This is a genomic window from Paenibacillus sp. FSL K6-1566 (assembly GCF_038050475.1).
Taxonomy (GTDB): Bacteria; Bacillota; Bacilli; order Paenibacillales; family Paenibacillaceae; genus Paenibacillus_AQ; species Paenibacillus_AQ lactis.
In genome coordinates, this window is the sequence record NZ_JBBOSR010000001.1 from 6,167,088 (window position 1) to 6,183,388 (window position 16,301).

Consider the following 16,301-nt stretch of genomic DNA (forward strand, 5'->3'; position numbering starts at 1 on the left):
CCTTTATCATTGACAAGCAAACCGCTCATGTCCTTCTATTTTCTGTACAAATGTCCCAAATTATTAACAATCAACCAGAAAAGTTTGCCGGGATTCGCAAGCTTCGGGAAAGCACCCTATTTTTCACGCCGGTCTTCTCGTTTCTAATTGGTCTATTGTGGTAATAATGGGGACAAGCGTATTGGAGAAACAGCAGCTGAAATTATAGAGAGACTAAAGGAGGAATCCAGATGAACCCATCGGGCACATCTTATCATCAATTGCCCCGGTATCCGGAATCGCTGTGGAGAGCAACGACCGAGCTCCCTTCCTTTCCGCGGCTCGCGGAGGATATTGAAACGGACGTCGCGGTAGTCGGCGCAGGCATAACGGGCATTACGACCGCCTATTTGCTCGCAAAGGCCGGGAAGGATGTCGTACTTCTTGAGGCGGGGAAAATCTTCAACGGAACGACCGGTTATACGACCGCGAAGGTTACGGCTCAGCACGGACAGATCTACCATGAGCTGATCCAGCATTTTGGAGAGGAACAGGCGCGCCTCTATTATGAAGCGAACCGGGAAGCCATTGAGTTTATAAGAGATATCGTAGGCGGAGAGGAAGACAAGTTCGGACTGAAGCTGGAGGATGCCTACATCTATACAGAGCAGGATGGCAAAACGCTCGAGAAGCTGGAGCAGGAATACCGGGCATACGAGAAGCTGGACATTCCAGGCGAATGGACGGATCGGCTTCCATTGCCGATTCCGGTAACAGGAGCTGTGAAAATGCCGGGACAATACCGGTTCCATCCCCTGCACTATGTCAAGCATCTGACCGAGGAGTTTCTGAAGCTTGGCGGGCGCATTTATGAAAATACGACCATTGGAGGAAAGATTGAGACCGATGGTCCGCTGTCGCTGCAGACCAAACGGGGCAATCATCGCATCACGTGCAAATACGCGGTGTCCGCCTCGCATTTCCCTTTTCATGACGGCAAGGGCCTCTATTTCTCCAGGCTGCACGTCGAACGTTCCTATGCCATTGCGGTTAAGCCGGAGACCGCGTATCCGGGCGGCATGTATTTGAGCGTGGACAATCCGACCCGTTCCCTTCGGTCCGCATCGTACCAGGGCGAAGAGCTCGTCATTGTCGGCGGGGAGAATCATGCGACAGGCCGCAGCATCTGTACCCATCAGCATTATGAGAACCTGGAGGTGTTCGCAGGAAATCTGCTGGGGGCAATCTCCATCCCTTACCGCTGGTCCGCACAGGATTTGATCACGCTGGATAATGTCCCGTATATCGGGCCGATCACAGCGGACGAGGACCGAATCCTGGTAGCAACGGGATACCGGAAGTGGGGCATGACGACAAGCACGCTAGCGGCCCACATCATCAGCGATCACATCCTTGAAGCCGACAACCGGTACGCCGAATTATTCAGCCCATCCCGGTTTAAGGCGGATCCGTCCATTAAAACCTTTATCGTTCAAAATGCGGCCGTTGCGAAGGATCTGGTGTCCGGCAAAGTGGATATGTCCGATGCGGATATGTCCACGCTTCAGAACGGAGAAGGCGCCGTGGTCCGCCATAACGGGCAGCGCGCAGGCGCTTATAAGGACGAAGAGGGCAAACTGTTTCTGGTGGACACCACCTGCACGCATATGGGCTGCGAAGTAGAGTGGAACGAGGGCGAGCGTTCCTGGGACTGTCCTTGTCATGGTTCCAGATACGGCTATAACGGCGAAGTACTGGAGGGACCGGCGACTGAGCCGCTCAAGCAGCTGGACCCGGAGAGCTGATCCATAACGCAGAACCAGATGGATAAGCAGGCTCAACGCTGGCTAGGTCATTTGCAGTTGATGGGGCAAATGGCTGTCTGTCCATGTGTTGCGTTCTGTTTTTCTCATTCAAAAGCATGCAAAAAAGGCACCCCTTACGGGTGCCTTCAGGCTGTCGAGAAACCCCCTGTTTTTTTGCAGGGGGTTTAAAATTGCCTCGTCGGTCACTGAAGTAGGGTTCTCAGAGCGCTTTAAATCGATTTTTATTTTAAAAGATATGATTCCCCATATAAAAAATAGAGTGTCGAAAAGTCCGTTGGACTTTCTCGACACTCTGAAGGCACCCCTTACGGGTGCCTTCATGTATTTGTAAGACGTCCAGCATGGAATTTCGGCCGACGACAGTTCAGCATGAATTAGGCGCTAACGGTTGCCGGTTCTTCCCGATATGCCTCGAGCGATTGATCCACGATAACCTTCACCAGGGACGGATCCACGTCGCTTATCCAAGGCATCGCAAGATTCCAGGCATTCTCCTCAATTTGCCGCAGGATCCGCATGTCTTCCCATTCATCAACCGATGAATCCAGCAGATCGCACAGCTCGGATAATTGGCCGTCCATCGAATGACCCAGTTCATGCGCGAAGACGACAGCATAATAAGCGTACACCTGTTCAAGCGATCCGAACAATTGCAGGCACTGCTGGCGAATGACCTCCGTATACATGGTCACGCTGTGATCGCCTATGGCATATTTCCCTCCGACTAACCGGCCCCCCGGGAAATAGCCGTCCAGCTGTACGGTAACGCTGCTGCCCGACCGACGTAGAAGCTCTTGCGTAATGCGGTTCAGTTCAGACTTATTCAATAATGATCATGGCTCCCTTAAAAAGTATAAACAACATTATAGTAGAACCCTATGAAATTGCAACAAGAAATATGCTGTTCAGCTTGCTGTTACGGGCTTTTTCGCCGGCTTCCATGCCTACGAAAATCATCCCGCTTCGGGCTGATCGCTGAACTGGCTGTTGTACAGGTCCGCATAAAATCCGCCTTGCGACAGAAGCTCATCATGCGTCCCTTGTTCGATAATGCTGCCCTTGTTCATCACCAGAATGAGGTCCGCATCCCGAATCGTCGACAGCCGGTGTGCGATAACGAAGCTGGTCCGATTCTTCATCAGCTCCTTCATCGCCTTCTGGATATACAGCTCCGTCCGCGTATCGACGCTGCTTGTCGCCTCATCCAGAATCAGAATGGCCGGATTGGCCAGAATCGCCCGCGCAATCGTCAGAAGCTGCTTCTGCCCTTGCGAGATGTTGGATGCCTCCTCGTTCAGCACCGTGTCATACCCGTCCGGCAGCGTCCGGATAAAGTGGTCCGCATGCGCGGCCTCCGCCGCCCGTATGATCTCTTCTTCGGTTGCGCCTTCGCGGCCGTATCCGATATTATCCCGGATCGTGCCGTTAAAGAGCCATGTGTCCTGAAGCACCATTCCGAACAAGCTTCTCAAGTCGCTTCGCTTCATGGAGGCAATATCCTTGCCGTCGATCATAATGCGGCCGCCGTTAACCTCATAGAAGCGCATCAGCAGATTGATGAGCGTTGTCTTCCCGGCTCCCGTCGGGCCGACAATCGCGACGGTCTGGCCCTGCCGGACATTCACGTTCATATCTTCGATAAGCAGCTGATCCTCCTTGTACCCGAAGCTGACATGCTCGAAGGACACGTCCCCGCGAGGATGCCGGAGCACGGCAGGTGTGGATGATTCGGCCACTTCCTCCTCTTCGTCCAGCACCTCGAATACCCGCTCCGCCGAAGCAATCGTCGATTGAATGACATTCGCGATATTCGCCAGCTGCGTAATCGGCTGCGTAAACTGGCGCGAATATTGAATGAACGCCTGAATGTCCCCGATCTTGATCGCCTGTCGGGTAACGAGCACCCCGCCGACAACGCTCACGATCACGTAGCCGATGTTCCCAACAAACCCCATCAGCGGCATAATCGTGCCTGATATGAACTGCGCGCGCCATCCGGCCTCATACAGCTTGTCGTTGACCTCATCAAACCGCTCCACCGACTGGCGCTCCCGGCCGAATGCCTTCACGACCTTGTGGCCGGTGTACATCTCCTCGACATGGCCGTTCAGCTGCCCCAGATGCTTCTGCTGGGCTACAAAATGCTTCTGCGACCGCTTGGCCACCATCATCGTCACGATCACGCTGAGCGGCAGCGTCAGAATGACGACCAGCGTCAGCAGCGGACTGATGGTCAGCATCATCACGATCACCCCGAGCAGCGTGACGGCCGAGGTAATCATCTGCGTCAAGCTCTGCTGCAGCGTGCCGGCAATGTTGTCCATGTCGTTGGTTACCCGGCTGAGCGTCTCCCCGTGGGTACGGGCATCAAAATATTTCAGCGGCAAACGGCCGAGCTTATCGTATACCGCCTTCCGCAGATCGTATACCGTTCTCTGCGCTACGCCAGCCATTACATACTGCTGGACGTAGGCGAACAAAGAGCTGAGGAGGTACAGCCCGGCCAGCCACAGCAGGATGCGCTGGATCGCAGCGAAGTCAATGCCCGCTCCCGGTTCGCCTTTCATTTTCGCCAGGAAGCCTTCAAACAGGATCGTGGTCGCATCGCCCAGAATCTTCGGGCTTACGATGCCAAAGATCGTGCTCAGCATCGCCGCAGCCAGAACGATCAGCAGCTTGCCGGTGTGCGGCTTCAGATAGGTCGTCAGTCTCCGGAAGGTTCCCTTGAAGTCCTTGGCTTTCTCCGCAGGCATGCCCGGGCCGTGCGGGCCGCCGAAGGGACCGCCGCCATGACCTCTTGGATGTCCTCCGCGCTTCTTCTCGCTCATGCGATCTCCTCCTCCGAAAGCTGGGAAATGACAATCTCGCGGTACACTTCGCTCGTATTCATGAGCTCCTCATGGGTGCCCATGCCCGCGATCCGCCCCTCATCCAGCACAATAATCCGATCGGCATCCATCACCGTGCTGACCCGCTGAGCGACGATCAGGACGGTGGCGTCACCGGTCTCCTCCCTTAATGCTGCACGTAGCTTCGCGTCCGTCTTGAAGTCCAGCGCCGAGAAGCTGTCGTCGAAAATATAGATTTCCGGCCGGCGCACGAGTGCCCGGGCAATCGAAAGACGCTGCTTCTGTCCGCCTGACACATTGCTGCCTCCCTGCGAAATCTCGGCATCATAAGCGCCTTCCATCGCTTCGATGAAGTCGGCGGCCTGGGCAACCTTCGCCGCGTGCCGGATCTCCTCGTCCGTCGCGTCCTCTTTACCGTAGCGGATGTTATCCGCGATGCTGCCCGTGAACAGGAGCGCCTTCTGCGGAACGAATCCGATCCGCTGCCGGAGCTCTTCCTGCCGCATCTCCCGGATATCGGTTCCATTGACGAGAATACGCCCTGAAGTTACGTCATAGAAACGCGGGATCAGGCTGATCAAGGTCGATTTGCCGGATCCGGTTCCGCCGATAATGGCCGTTACTTCACCCGGTCCCGTACGGAAGGAGAGATTCGATACCGCCGGCTCCTCCGCTCCGGGATAGAAGAACGTAACATCCTGGAACTCGACAGCGGCCTTCTGAAGCCCCGGCTTTCCAGGCTCTTTCGGATCATGAATGTCCGGCTGCATATGGAGCACTTCGTTGATCCGGACGGCGGACGCTTGCGCGCGCGGAATCATGACGAACATGACCGACAGCATAATGAGCGAGAACATGATCATCATGGCATATTGAAGAAACGCCATCAGATCGCCGACCTTCATATGGGCATCGTTGATGCGATGCGCCCCGAACCAGACGATCGCAATCGTCGCAAAGTTCATGACCAGCATCATGACCGGCATCATCGCCCCCATGATTTTGTTCACCTTGATCGAGGTCGCCGTCAAATCCTCATTCGCATCGTTGAAGCGCACGGTTTCATGCGCGGCACGGTTGAAGGAACGGATGACCCGGATCCCCGTCAGATTCTCCCGCACCACGCGGCTCAGCGTATCGATCTTGACCTGAATCGCTTTAAAGAGCGGAATTCCCTGCTTCGCAATAAGGAAGATCGCCAGTGCGAGAATCGGCAGCACGGCGAGGAGAACGGTGGTCAGGCCCGGATCCCTCGAAATGGCCATGACGATGCCCCCGATGCACATCATCGGCGCAATCGCCATCATGCGCAGGATCATGATCGTTACCTGCTGAACTTGCGTAATGTCATTCGTCGTACGGGTAATAAGCGATGCGGTTCCGATCTTGTCAAACTCCTGGAGCGTAAAATTCTCAACATGAGAGAACACGCGGCCCCGCACAATACGTCCGAACCCTGAAGCCGCTTTGGACGCCAAATAACTGGCTGCGATCGCGCAGACCATTCCTCCGGAGGCGACCAGAAGCATAACGCCTCCCACCCGCCAAATATATGGCACATTGCCAAGCGTGATGCCTTTATCTACAATGTCCGCCATCAAGGTCGGCAGATACAAATCCGATAAGCATTGAAAGAATGTAAACAATAGGACCAGCAGCACCGCGGTCCGGTACGGTCTCATATAACGAAACAGCTTAAGCAAAGCGAACCACCCCCTGATCGTGACTTATGTTTCCTGCGATCGTTGTTGCTCCTGATAATGGTATACCTTCATGAGGAGGTCCGCGAGTTTAACGCTGTCCTCTTCGCCAAGATATTCGACCAGGCCGTTAAAACGGCTTGCGACGTCTTGATACACCTGCTGAACGACCTGGACCCCCTCCGCAGTTAGCTTCACGCGGACAGCCCGGCGATCGTTCTCATCCATCACCCGCTCGACGAGCCCTTTCCCCTCCAGACCGTTGATGAACTGCGTGATGGTTGGAGAGGTGACATTCATCATGCTGCTGATCTCCGACACCTTCATGCCGGGCCCGCCAAGCCTGTTAAAATGCATAAGACCCATCAGCACACGGACTTCACCCGGTGTGTAGCCCGAAATCATGTGCCGATCCCACTCCTGCTTGTGAAACATACGAATGCTGTGCAGAAGCCTTCCGGCAATACTGTCGTCAGGCAGTCTCCCTGGGTGATGACAGCCTTCCGGCGAGTCCGGGTCTCTCCCGGCTTGATGACGCTTATGTAAATCTGGATGAAATTCCTGTGACATCGTCCACCTCCTGCGCATAAAACCGTAACCATCCGGCCGGGATGGCCGGGCGGTTACAATCCAAGCATGCAACGAATTAGTTAGCCTGCCTATTAATTAGGCAACCTAAATATAATCCCTGGCGAAGATCGATGTCAAGTTCAGTTCAACCCGCAGCTCCCATGAAGGCCCGAGTTACTCATCCATCAGCTCGAAATACGATCCGGCATGCGCGTTACGGCTCCTGGCCGCATGCTTTCCGCCAGGCTTCTTGCTTTGCTTCTTCTGGCGCCGCGTGTTGGCCTGTTCCTTGCGGGCCTGATGGGCCAGCTCTCTCTCGGTTTTTCTATAATTCGCGTACCGATCGGCATCCAGCGTCCCAGCCTGGAGTGCCTCCTGGACCGCGCATCCATCCTCCTTCTCATGCCGGCAGTCGTGAAATCTGCACTGCGCCGCGAGCGAGGAGATGTCTGCGAATGCCGCCTCCCAGCCATCCTCCGATTCCCACAGCTGAAGCTCCCGCATGCCCGGCGTATCAACCATGATCGCCCCGCCCGGCAGCACAAACAGTTCGCGGTGCGTCGTCGTATGGCGTCCTCTGGCGTCCTCTTCGCGGATGCTCTGAACCCGCTGAACGTCTTGGCCGGACAGCCAGTTCAGCAAGGTCGATTTTCCGGCGCCCGACGAGCCCGTTACGGCCACCGTCGTGCCAGGGGTCAAATAGCCCTGCAGCTGCTCCTTTCCCTGATCCAGCAGCGAGCTGACGGCGTGAACCGGCACCCCCGGAGCCGCAGCTTCGACGAGGGCGGCATGCGATTCCGGAGAATCGCATAAATCCGCCTTGGTCAGCAGCACGACCGGCTGGGCTCCGCTCTCCCACACGGCGATCAAGTAACGCTCGATTTTGCGGATATTAAAATCCTTATTAAGCGCATTGACGATAAATACGGTGTCGATGTTGGCGGCAATGACCTGTTCGTCCGGCACGCTCCCGGCCTCCCTGCGGGAAAACGCCGACTTGCGCGGCAGCAGCTGGTGAATCACCGCCCTCGGTTCGCCCTGCAAGGGCTCCACCATAACCCAATCGCCGACAGCCGGGAAATCGCTCTTGCTGGCTGCCTCATATTCATATTTTCCCGTTACGGCGGCCGTCATCTCTCCATCTGGCGTGACGATCCGGTATTGCTTCGAAAATTGGGCGACGATGCGCGCAGGCACCAGGCGTTTGTCCCGCTGGATCGATTGGAGCGCTTCCTTCGCCGCCCGGTCCCAATCTTCATTCCATCCATAGTCGTTTAATGGCTTCATGTTTTGATTTGTCAAAATGGTTGTTTTCTCCTTATCTTGTTTAGGTTTAGGTGTTTCTGAACAACAAAAAAACCGCAGAATCATATTCTGCGGTCCATCTTGAATACAGCCTAAGAAAGACGCCCTCCCGGCCAAACGGGCTAAAAAATCCCCGTTTATGCCGGTGACGTTAAACCTATGCATATACCAAAAAGACCCGCAGAATACCAATCACGGTCTCCTGCGGGTCTTGATCTTAGCGAATCATGCAAGGAGCAGTCCTTAAACCTTTAGCGCCCCATGCCTATTCAACTTATCGATAACCCGTTCGAGGAGACCTAGCGCCGACAATTTGTCATCATTCATATACATCATCATGGTCATCAGCCTCCTTGTGCTCATAAATATATCCGTATTATAGATTCCGCCGCAGCGGCTGTCAACTTTTTCCTGACGCTTGTACCGCGCTCGGGCTAAATCCGCTTATAATGCCGCCATTCCTCTGGCAAGAGCATGCTGTACTGCCGGTTAAGAAACCGGTCATCAACCAGCGTCAGCGTGCCGGTGTCATGCTCGGAGCGGATCAAGCGGCCTCCGGCCTGCAGCACCTTGTTCATGCCGGGGTATACATAAGCATAGTCATAGCCCCTTTTGCCGGTACGGTCGAAGTAATCCTTGATAATATCATTCTCGAAGGACAGCTGCGGCAGCCCTACGCCTACAACCACAACGCTGGAAAGCCGCTCTCCCTTCAGATCAATGCCTTCCGAGAAAATGCCGCCCATCACCGCGAAGCCGATCAGCGGCTCCGCAGCATCGGCCTGAAAGGCCCCGAGGAAGTTCTCCCGCTCCTCCTCACTCATGCCATGGCCCTGAAGCAGCGTCCGCCATCCGGGATTACTCTCGGTAAACGCCTTGTGAATATCCTGCATATAGGGATAGGACGGCAGAAAGATCAGCGTATTGACCGGCTTCTCCCGAACCAGCTCGCTCAGCATGCGCACGATCGCATCCTTGCTCTGCTCGCGGTCCTTGTATCGGGTCGAAAGCGGCAAGATCCTCACATCCAGCTGCTCCCGGGAAAAAGGCGACGGAATGGACAGGCTGTAATCCTCCTCTTCCGCCCCCAGCATATCCCGGTAATAACCGAGGGGCATCAGGGTCGCGGAGAAAAAGACGGCCGACCGGTAGTTCTTGCCCGCCTTCTGCAGCAAATCGGACGGATCCAGACAGAACAGCTTCAAATACACCTCGCTTTGACTGATCTCGGCGTACGTGACGAAGCGGTCGTCATAAAGCTTGGAGATCCGCAAATATCCCTGCGCGGCAAAATAGCACTCCAAGAGCGCATCCGCCTCTTCGCCGCTCTTCCCGGTCATCAGCTCGGCCTCGGCCTGCAGAACGAAATCCTCCAGCAGCTCGTCCATCATTTCCGGCTGCTGCGAGCCGACGAACCGCTCCTCCTCCCCGCTGACCTTGCGAATGACGATAAACCGATTATTGACCCGCTTCGCGGCATGGTACAGTCCCGGATTACTTTCTTTATACGCCCGCTGAATGTCGAGGAAAGCCGATTTGTACAGCTCGGCCGAGAACATCCCGCGCGCCCGGTCCACCAGATTATGCGCTTCGTCGATCAGGAGAACGCTGCGCTTCTTCACTTCCTCGGGCATCCGTTTAAAGGATACTCTCGGATCAAAAACATAGTTATAGTCGCAGATCACGACATCGGCCGCATACGAGGCATCCAGGGAAAATTCGAACGGGCAGACCTGATGCTTCCGCGCATACGTCTCAATGACCGACCGGGTGATCAGCGTTTCGTTGCCCAGCAGATCCAGAAGCGCGGCATTGATCCGGTCGTAGTAGCCTTCCGAGAAGATACAGCCCTCCTGACCGCAGCCTTCGGCCTCGCTGAAGCAGATCTTATCCTTAGCGGTCAGCGTGACGGCATGCGTATGCAGTCCCTGGCGTTCCATCAGAGCCATGGCCTCCTCCGCTGCCGTACGGGTAATCGTCTTCGCTGTCAAATAAAAGATCCGCGACAGCAGGCCCTCGCCGATCGCCTTTACCGACGGGAACAAGGTCGATATCGTTTTGCCGATACCGGTCGGCGCTTTGGCGAACAGCCGCCGGCCCTCTTCAATGGTTTTATAGACCGAGCCCGCCAGCTTGCGCTGTCCCTCCCGGTAAGCCGGAAACGGAAACGCCAGGCTCTTGATGCTTCGGTCCCGCCGCTCCGCATGATCCCGGAGCAGACGGGCATAAGGGGCGTAAGCGGCTATGACTTCTTCGACGAAGGTCACCAGCTCATCGATGCTGAAGCTGCGTTCAAACTGCTTTCGCTCGCCGCTCGGCACCTGGAAGTACGTCAGTCTGACCTCCATCGTTTCAATACCATGCTGCTTCGCATACATATAGGCGTACATCTTCGCTTGCGCCCAGTGTACGGGATAGCTGTCCTCCTCGATTTGGGAAAGGTCTCCCGAGGTCGACTTGATCTCATCAATCATGATCCGATCATCCTTCCGGATCAATCCGTCGCATCGTCCCTCTACGACAAACAGCAGCTCCTCATATGCAATTTCGGCCTCCAGCTGGACCTCTTTCTGGTCGTTCTCTCCGTATTCGCGCTGAACCTGCTGATGCGCCCTTGTCCCTTCCGTGAGGGAAGCAGCGCTGCGGAACCCCGAAACGATGCTGCCGCTGCGAAATACATACTCCACCAGCGGCCTAACGGATATTTGTATCGTATGCGGCATGTCGGTCTCCTTCGCTCCCATAGTGTTTGGTGCTGTAATTATACCAAACATCCGTTCCTCACGGGTAGCGAGATGCACCGATTTAAGGTTGGCCAACCGAATGGAAACCGATGTGTGACGTAAGTGACGGATATGCTGTAAAATCATTTTTTTCCGCAACTCGTCTAAGCTTCCAGCGTGCGGTGATCGCGTCACATTTCGGCAGCCAACCCTATGCCGGACACTTGCGCTCATGCCAAAAAGCGCAGTCCCTCCAAGCGGAAAGGACTGCGCGCAATATGCAGCCGGATCGGAAATGCCAGCCAATTTTTTCTTGAGTTACGGCGCTTTCTTCTGCATTTGATCCAGGCTCTTAAACTCGTACCCGCGGCTGCGGGCCTCATCGATAATCCGGCCGAGCGCCTCCGTGTTATCTTTGGAGATCGAGTGCAGCAGAATGACGGCCCCCGGATGCAGCTGTGCCGTTACCTTATCAAAGGCGTATTGGGCGCCCCGCTGGGATTTCACATCCCAATCCATATACGCGAGCGACCAGAATACGTTGGTATATCCGAGCTGCTTGCTGACCGCAAGGGATCTCTCGTCAAAAATGCCGCGCGGCGTGCGCAAATACTTCATCTCCTGCTGTCCGGTAACGCGGGCCACTTCCTTCTTCACCCGCTCCAGCTCCTCCGTCAGCTTCTCCGCGGAAATCGTGGTTACGTCCGGATGATTCCAGGAGTGGTTGCCGATAATATGCCCTTCCGCCGCCATCCGCTTGAGCAAATCCTCCTGCGTTTTCACATAATGCCCTGTAACAAAAAAGGTAGCCGGTACCTTCTTCTCCTTGAGCGTATCCAGAATACGAGCGGTATACCCGTTCTCGTACCCGTTATCGAACGTAAGGTACAATTCTTTCTGGCTGGCATCGCCCATAAAGATGGCATCGTATTTTTGCAGCAGCTCCTTAAAGCCTTCTTGATCGATCGAAGGTAGCTGACCGTTGACGCTTCTCTTAAAACCGAAATGAAACGGACCGCTGCCGGCCGCAGCTGCTGCCGGAACTGCCAGGGCCGCTGACAGAAGCACGGCAAGGGCAATTCCAAGCAGCCATGCCGGCCGAAGAGCATTGCGCTTCTTCATTCCTGTTCTCTCCTTCTTGAATGTGGTGTTGGGATCCTAATCCCCCATGGCAAGGCATGCTAAGGGGTCATACACCCTACTATCCCACAAACCGGAGCAAACTATGTGCCGTGGCATGCCAGCCAGGCTGCCACATACCCGTCACCCTCGCCGGACGGCTCTCGAAAATTAGATGACCTCCACCGTGCAGCCTTTACGATGGCTCTCCGCGGCATATTCGATCATCCGGATCACATCCCGCGCCTCTTCCGGCCGAACAGGCAAAGGACCGCCCTCGAGAATCGCTTCCGCCAAGCCCTGATAGAATGCCTGGTACCGCCCGGGCAGCGTCTCGATCTCGCCTTGAACCGCGAGGCCGCTCAGCTCCGTTGACAGCTCGCCGTACATATCCGGCTGATCCTCTCCCCAGCCGGCATCCCCCGGCCGCATGCCTTGCTTCAATTGACCTTCCTGGGGATCCATGCCGTATTTCAAGAAGCTTCCCTTGTCGCCATGAAGCTCGAATTTCGGCCCGGCTTGCCGGACCAGGGAACCGGCGTGCAGGATGACGCGATGGGATGGATAGCCCAGCACCAGATGGAAGTAATCATGCGCCTGGGAGCCCTCGCGCTCCTGCCGTAGATCCGCCCACAGGGTCCGGGGCTTGCCGAACAGGAAGAGCGCCTGATCAATCAGATGAGAGCCTAGATCATACAGGATCCCGGAGCCGGGCAGCGCCTGCTCTCTCCAGCGTTCCAGCTGCGGATCGGGGCGGTAGCGGCTGAACTGCGATTGATAGATCGTCAGCTTGCCGAGCGCGCCGGTCTCAAGGAGATTGCGGACGGTTAAGAAGTCATTGTCCCAGCGGCGGTTATGGTATACCGTCAGCAGCACGCCTCTCTCAGCAGCCAGCGCAATCAGCCGGTCCGCTTCCTCCGAGGTTACGGTAAACGGCTTTTCCACCACAACATGCTTCCCCGCCTCAATCGCAAGCTTGGCGTATTCATAATGCGTTGTATTCGGACTCGTGATGATGACGAGCTGAACTTCCGGATCCGCCAGCAGCTCATCCACGCTGTCGACCACTTCGGTATCCGGCAAGTCCCGATGCACCTTGTCAGGATCCGACGACACGACGGTCCGTACATTAAAATCCGGCACGCTTCGAAGAATCGGTGCATGAAACACCGAGCCGGATAACCCATAACCGATGATTCCCGTCTGTATTGCCATAACGCATATGCCCCCTTTTCATTAGTACTAGGTTCTAATTCGAGATTTGCCGGGTCGATTCCTTGCGCACCTCCTAAATTCCATGAAAAACCAGGGAACGCATCACGCCAAAAGCCGCCCTCCACGATTCCTCGTGCGAAGACGGCTTCTTGTGCTTACTCGCTTTCGCGTAATAAAACCAAATCGTTACGATAGGTTGCTGTCCGCTTAGTAAGGATCCGCCTCGTGGCCCATGCGCTCGGCATCCTCCACCGCTTGATCCCGCGCGCTTTCTTCGGCGCCTGCCTTCTTCTTGGCGTCCAATCCTTCCCTCACCCGACGGCCGTAATCCTCGTCGGCGTTCGTAAAGTATTCCACCATTTTATCCTGAATGCGGACGTCGCACTGAATCAGCGCATTAACCAAGTTGTTGATCAGATCGTCGCGCTCCCAATCCTCGAACGCTCTGTACGTATCGCCCGCCTGCTTGAAGTCGAGCGTCCGGTCCAGCTTCTCGCGGACCAGGCTGGCATCGTAATGCGGCTGATGCGGCTTTGCGGTCTGCGACGCCTCCTTCAGGCCGTCCGTCATCGACGGTTCATAGTCGACATGCGGGCTTTGCCCTGGGGCCTTATCGACGAAGTAAGACATTTGCCCGCCGCGCTGGTTCGTCGCCACCCGCTTCTTCGGCGCGTTAATCGGCAGCTGGAGGTAGTTCGTTCCTACCCGATACCGCTGGGTGTCGGAATACGAAAAGGTCCGTCCTTGAAGAAGCTTGTCGTCGGAGAAGTCGAGGCCGTCCACGAGCACGCCCGTCCCGAATGCCGCTTGCTCCACCTCGTTATAGTAATTTTCCGGATTGCGGTTCAGCACCATTTTGCCGACCTTCAGGAACGGGAACTGGTCCTGCGGCCACAGCTTGGTCGGGTCAAGCGGATCGAACTCCAGCTCCGGATGCTCATCGTCGCTCATGATCTGGACGCACAGCTCCCACTCCGGATAGTCCCCGCGCTCAATCGCCTCATACAGATCCTGCGTCGCATGGCTGTCATTCACGGCCTGAATTTTGTTCGCTTCCTCTTGCGTTAAGTTTTTGATCCCCTGCTTGAGCGGCTCCCAGTGATATTTCACCAGCACGGCTTGGCCCTCGGCGTTCACCCATTTATATGTATTGACGCCGGAGCCCTGCATTTGCCGGTAGTTGGCCGGGATTCCCCATGGAGAATAGACGAAGGTAATCATGTGCGTGGCTTCCGGTGAGCGGGATACGAAATCGAACATCCCCACCGGTCCCGGAACGTTGGATACCGGATCCGGTCTGAACGCGTGCACCATGTCCGGAAACTTGAGCGGGTCGCGAATGAAAAATATTTTCAAATTGTTGCCGACCAGATCCCAGTTGCCCTCCTCCGTGTAAAACTTGACGGCAAAGCCGCGCGGATCTCGAAGCGTCTCCGGGGAACCGGCGCCGTGAATGACGGTCGAGAATCGGACGAACACCGGCGTGCGCTTTCCCTCCACCTGGAAGAGCTTCGCGCGCGTATACTTGGATACCGGCTCGTCACCCACCTTGCCATAAGCCTCGAAATACCCGTGCGCCCCTGCCCCTCGGGCGTGGACGACCCGCTCGGGAATTTTCTCCCGGTCGAAATGCGTGATTTTCTCCAAAAAATGATAGTTCTCCAGCGTCATCGGTCCACGGTTGCCGACGGTTCTTACGTTCTGGTTATCCGAGATCGGATGCCCCTGCCGGTTCGTAAGCGTGTCCTCGCGCTCGGTTTCCCCGCGGTTCTGGTCATAGCTCCGGCGTCCGTCTTCAACCTGCTTTCCTGCTTCAAACTCCTGATCGCTCACGGATTTCATTCCTCCTTGGATATATCGCTTGGTAATGGCTTTCCTTACTAGAGGTTGTTCAAAAAGCCGTCTTTTGATCACGAAGCGAATCAAGAGGGAAAAACCGGCTTTTTGAACTCACACTAATATGGATATTATGTCCAAGGCCTGAAAATGTATGAAAGGATCGAAAGGTTTGATAGGGCGGCCCACACCGGCGCTACCGGCCCTCTTCCAATCCATGGAAATATGCTGAGCGCTCCGGCAAATCACCGAATGCTACTCCTGCTCCCCCAGCAGCCCGCGCGTAAATGCAATCCACTCCCGCACCGCAAAGGACAAGTAACGGTCCTTCCGCCAGATCATCCCGAGCTGCCACGGAATCGAAGGATTGTCCAGCGGAATAATGGAGACGCGCGAGGAATCGATCTCCTTGCAGATCGTTTCAGGCAGAAGCGCGATCCCCAAATTTGCCGCCACCATCCCGCTGATCAGGTCCCACTGCGAGCTTTCATATACGACACGCGGCTCGAACCCGGCCTCCACGCATTCGCGGATAATCCGGTCATGCAGCGTGAAATCCTCCCGGAACAAAACGAACGGTTCCTCTGCAAGCTCCTTCAAATTCACGCTGTCCCTGCCGGCGAGCCGATGGGACGGATGCACGAGCAAATTCAGCTTCTCCTTAACAAAGGAATAATAGTGAAACACCTCTTCATTTACCGGAAGCACCGCCACGCCGATATCCGTCTGGCCGCTCTCCACGTCGGCCTCCACCTTCTTCGCCCCGTCTTCGATCAGCTGAATCGTGATTTTCGGGTAGCTCTTATGGAACTGACCGATCACTTCTGGAAAAAAGCTTGACCCGACCATCGGCGGCAGACCGATCCGCAGATGCCCGCGCCGAAGATTCATCAGATCCTCCAGCTCCGCGGACACGCGCTGAAAGGCCTCTACCATCTGCTGCGCCTGCTGGTACATGATATGCCCGGCATCCGTCAGCTCAATCCGCTTGCCTGCCCGGTGGAATAGCGTGACCCCCCACTCGTCCTCCATATTCCGGATCGTCTTGCTGATGGTCGGCTGCGTGATATAAAGCTTCTCCGCCGCCTTCGTAAAGCTCTGATTTCTCGCAACCTCAAGAAAATACTGCAGCTGCCGTATATCCATTCGCGCATTACCTCCATGCTCGTATGTATAGAT

At 55.7% G+C, this 16,301-nt stretch carries 11 protein-coding genes; 1 reads left to right on the forward strand and 10 read right to left on the reverse strand.

Translation table 11 applies throughout. The features are described 5' to 3' along the window. Nucleotides 1–230: 230 nt before the first annotated feature. Nucleotides 231–1,784, forward strand: a complete 1,554-nt coding sequence (locus NST08_RS27675; RefSeq protein WP_340898547.1) for an FAD-dependent oxidoreductase — start codon at nt 231–233, stop codon at nt 1,782–1,784. Nucleotides 1,785–2,179: 395 nt separating this feature from the next. On the opposite strand, the gene NST08_RS27680 is transcribed toward NST08_RS27675, so the two are convergent. The 10 genes from NST08_RS27680 to cidR form a co-directional block, all read right to left on the reverse strand. Continuing rightward, entirely contained in the window at nt 2,180–2,632 is a 453-nt protein-coding gene (locus tag NST08_RS27680) for a hypothetical protein (protein WP_007128863.1), read from the reverse strand. A gap of 126 nt (nt 2,633–2,758) precedes the next feature. Then, nucleotides 2,759–4,633 (reverse strand): ABC transporter ATP-binding protein, encoded by a 1,875-nt coding sequence (locus NST08_RS27685; RefSeq protein ID WP_340898544.1) that lies wholly within the window; start codon nt 4,631–4,633, stop codon nt 2,759–2,761. After that, nucleotides 4,630–6,357: an ABC transporter ATP-binding protein gene (locus tag NST08_RS27690; protein ID WP_007128865.1), complete on the reverse strand. Its 1,728-nt coding sequence runs from the start codon at nt 6,355–6,357 to the stop codon at nt 4,630–4,632. The genes NST08_RS27685 and NST08_RS27690 overlap by 4 nt, the downstream gene beginning before the upstream one ends. Nucleotides 6,358–6,381: 24 nt before the next feature. Next, nucleotides 6,382–6,924, reverse strand: coding sequence for a MarR family winged helix-turn-helix transcriptional regulator (locus NST08_RS27695; RefSeq protein ID WP_007128866.1), 543 nt, complete (start codon nt 6,922–6,924; stop codon nt 6,382–6,384). 174 nt (nt 6,925–7,098) lie between these two features. After that, nucleotides 7,099–8,226 carry a ribosome small subunit-dependent GTPase A gene (rsgA, locus tag NST08_RS27700; protein ID WP_100085198.1) on the reverse strand — a complete coding sequence of 376 codons (1,128 nt, stop codon included), beginning with the start codon at nt 8,224–8,226 and terminating at the stop codon, nt 7,099–7,101. Between the two features lie 437 nt (nt 8,227–8,663). Then, nucleotides 8,664–10,952, reverse strand: a complete 2,289-nt coding sequence (locus NST08_RS27705; RefSeq protein WP_007128869.1) for an ATP-dependent DNA helicase — start codon at nt 10,950–10,952, stop codon at nt 8,664–8,666. Nucleotides 10,953–11,270: 318 nt separating this feature from the next. Then, nucleotides 11,271–12,074, reverse strand: a complete 804-nt coding sequence (pdaA, locus tag NST08_RS27710; RefSeq protein ID WP_251535781.1) for a delta-lactam-biosynthetic de-N-acetylase — start codon at nt 12,072–12,074, stop codon at nt 11,271–11,273. A 168-nt stretch (nt 12,075–12,242) separates the two neighbouring features. Further along, nucleotides 12,243–13,286, reverse strand: coding sequence for an oxidoreductase (locus NST08_RS27715; protein WP_007128871.1), 1,044 nt, complete (start codon nt 13,284–13,286; stop codon nt 12,243–12,245). A gap of 207 nt (nt 13,287–13,493) precedes the next feature. Beyond that, nucleotides 13,494–15,128: a catalase gene (locus NST08_RS27720; protein ID WP_445933639.1), complete on the reverse strand. Its 1,635-nt coding sequence runs from the start codon at nt 15,126–15,128 to the stop codon at nt 13,494–13,496. 249 nt (nt 15,129–15,377) lie between these two features. Then, nucleotides 15,378–16,268: a cidABC operon transcriptional activator CidR gene (gene cidR, locus NST08_RS27725; protein WP_007128873.1), complete on the reverse strand. Its 891-nt coding sequence runs from the start codon at nt 16,266–16,268 to the stop codon at nt 15,378–15,380. Nucleotides 16,269–16,301: the final 33 nt, after the last annotated feature.

Coding starts and splice junctions, on each gene's coding strand:
- NST08_RS27675 (WP_340898547.1), top strand. CDS start 231: ATGAACCCATCGGGCACATCTTATCATCAATTGCCCCGGTATCCGGAA.
- NST08_RS27685 (WP_340898544.1), bottom strand. CDS start 4,633: ATGAGCGAGAAGAAGCGCGGAGGACATCCAAGAGGTCATGGCGGCGGT.
- NST08_RS27695 (WP_007128866.1), bottom strand. CDS start 6,924: ATGTCACAGGAATTTCATCCAGATTTACATAAGCGTCATCAAGCCGGG.
- NST08_RS27705 (WP_007128869.1), bottom strand. CDS start 10,952: ATGCCGCATACGATACAAATATCCGTTAGGCCGCTGGTGGAGTATGTA.
- pdaA (WP_251535781.1), bottom strand. CDS start 12,074: ATGAAGAAGCGCAATGCTCTTCGGCCGGCATGGCTGCTTGGAATTGCC.
- NST08_RS27715 (WP_007128871.1), bottom strand. CDS start 13,286: ATGGCAATACAGACGGGAATCATCGGTTATGGGTTATCCGGCTCGGTG.
- NST08_RS27720 (WP_445933639.1), bottom strand. CDS start 15,128: ATGAAATCCGTGAGCGATCAGGAGTTTGAAGCAGGAAAGCAGGTTGAA.
- cidR (WP_007128873.1), bottom strand. CDS start 16,268: ATGGATATACGGCAGCTGCAGTATTTTCTTGAGGTTGCGAGAAATCAG.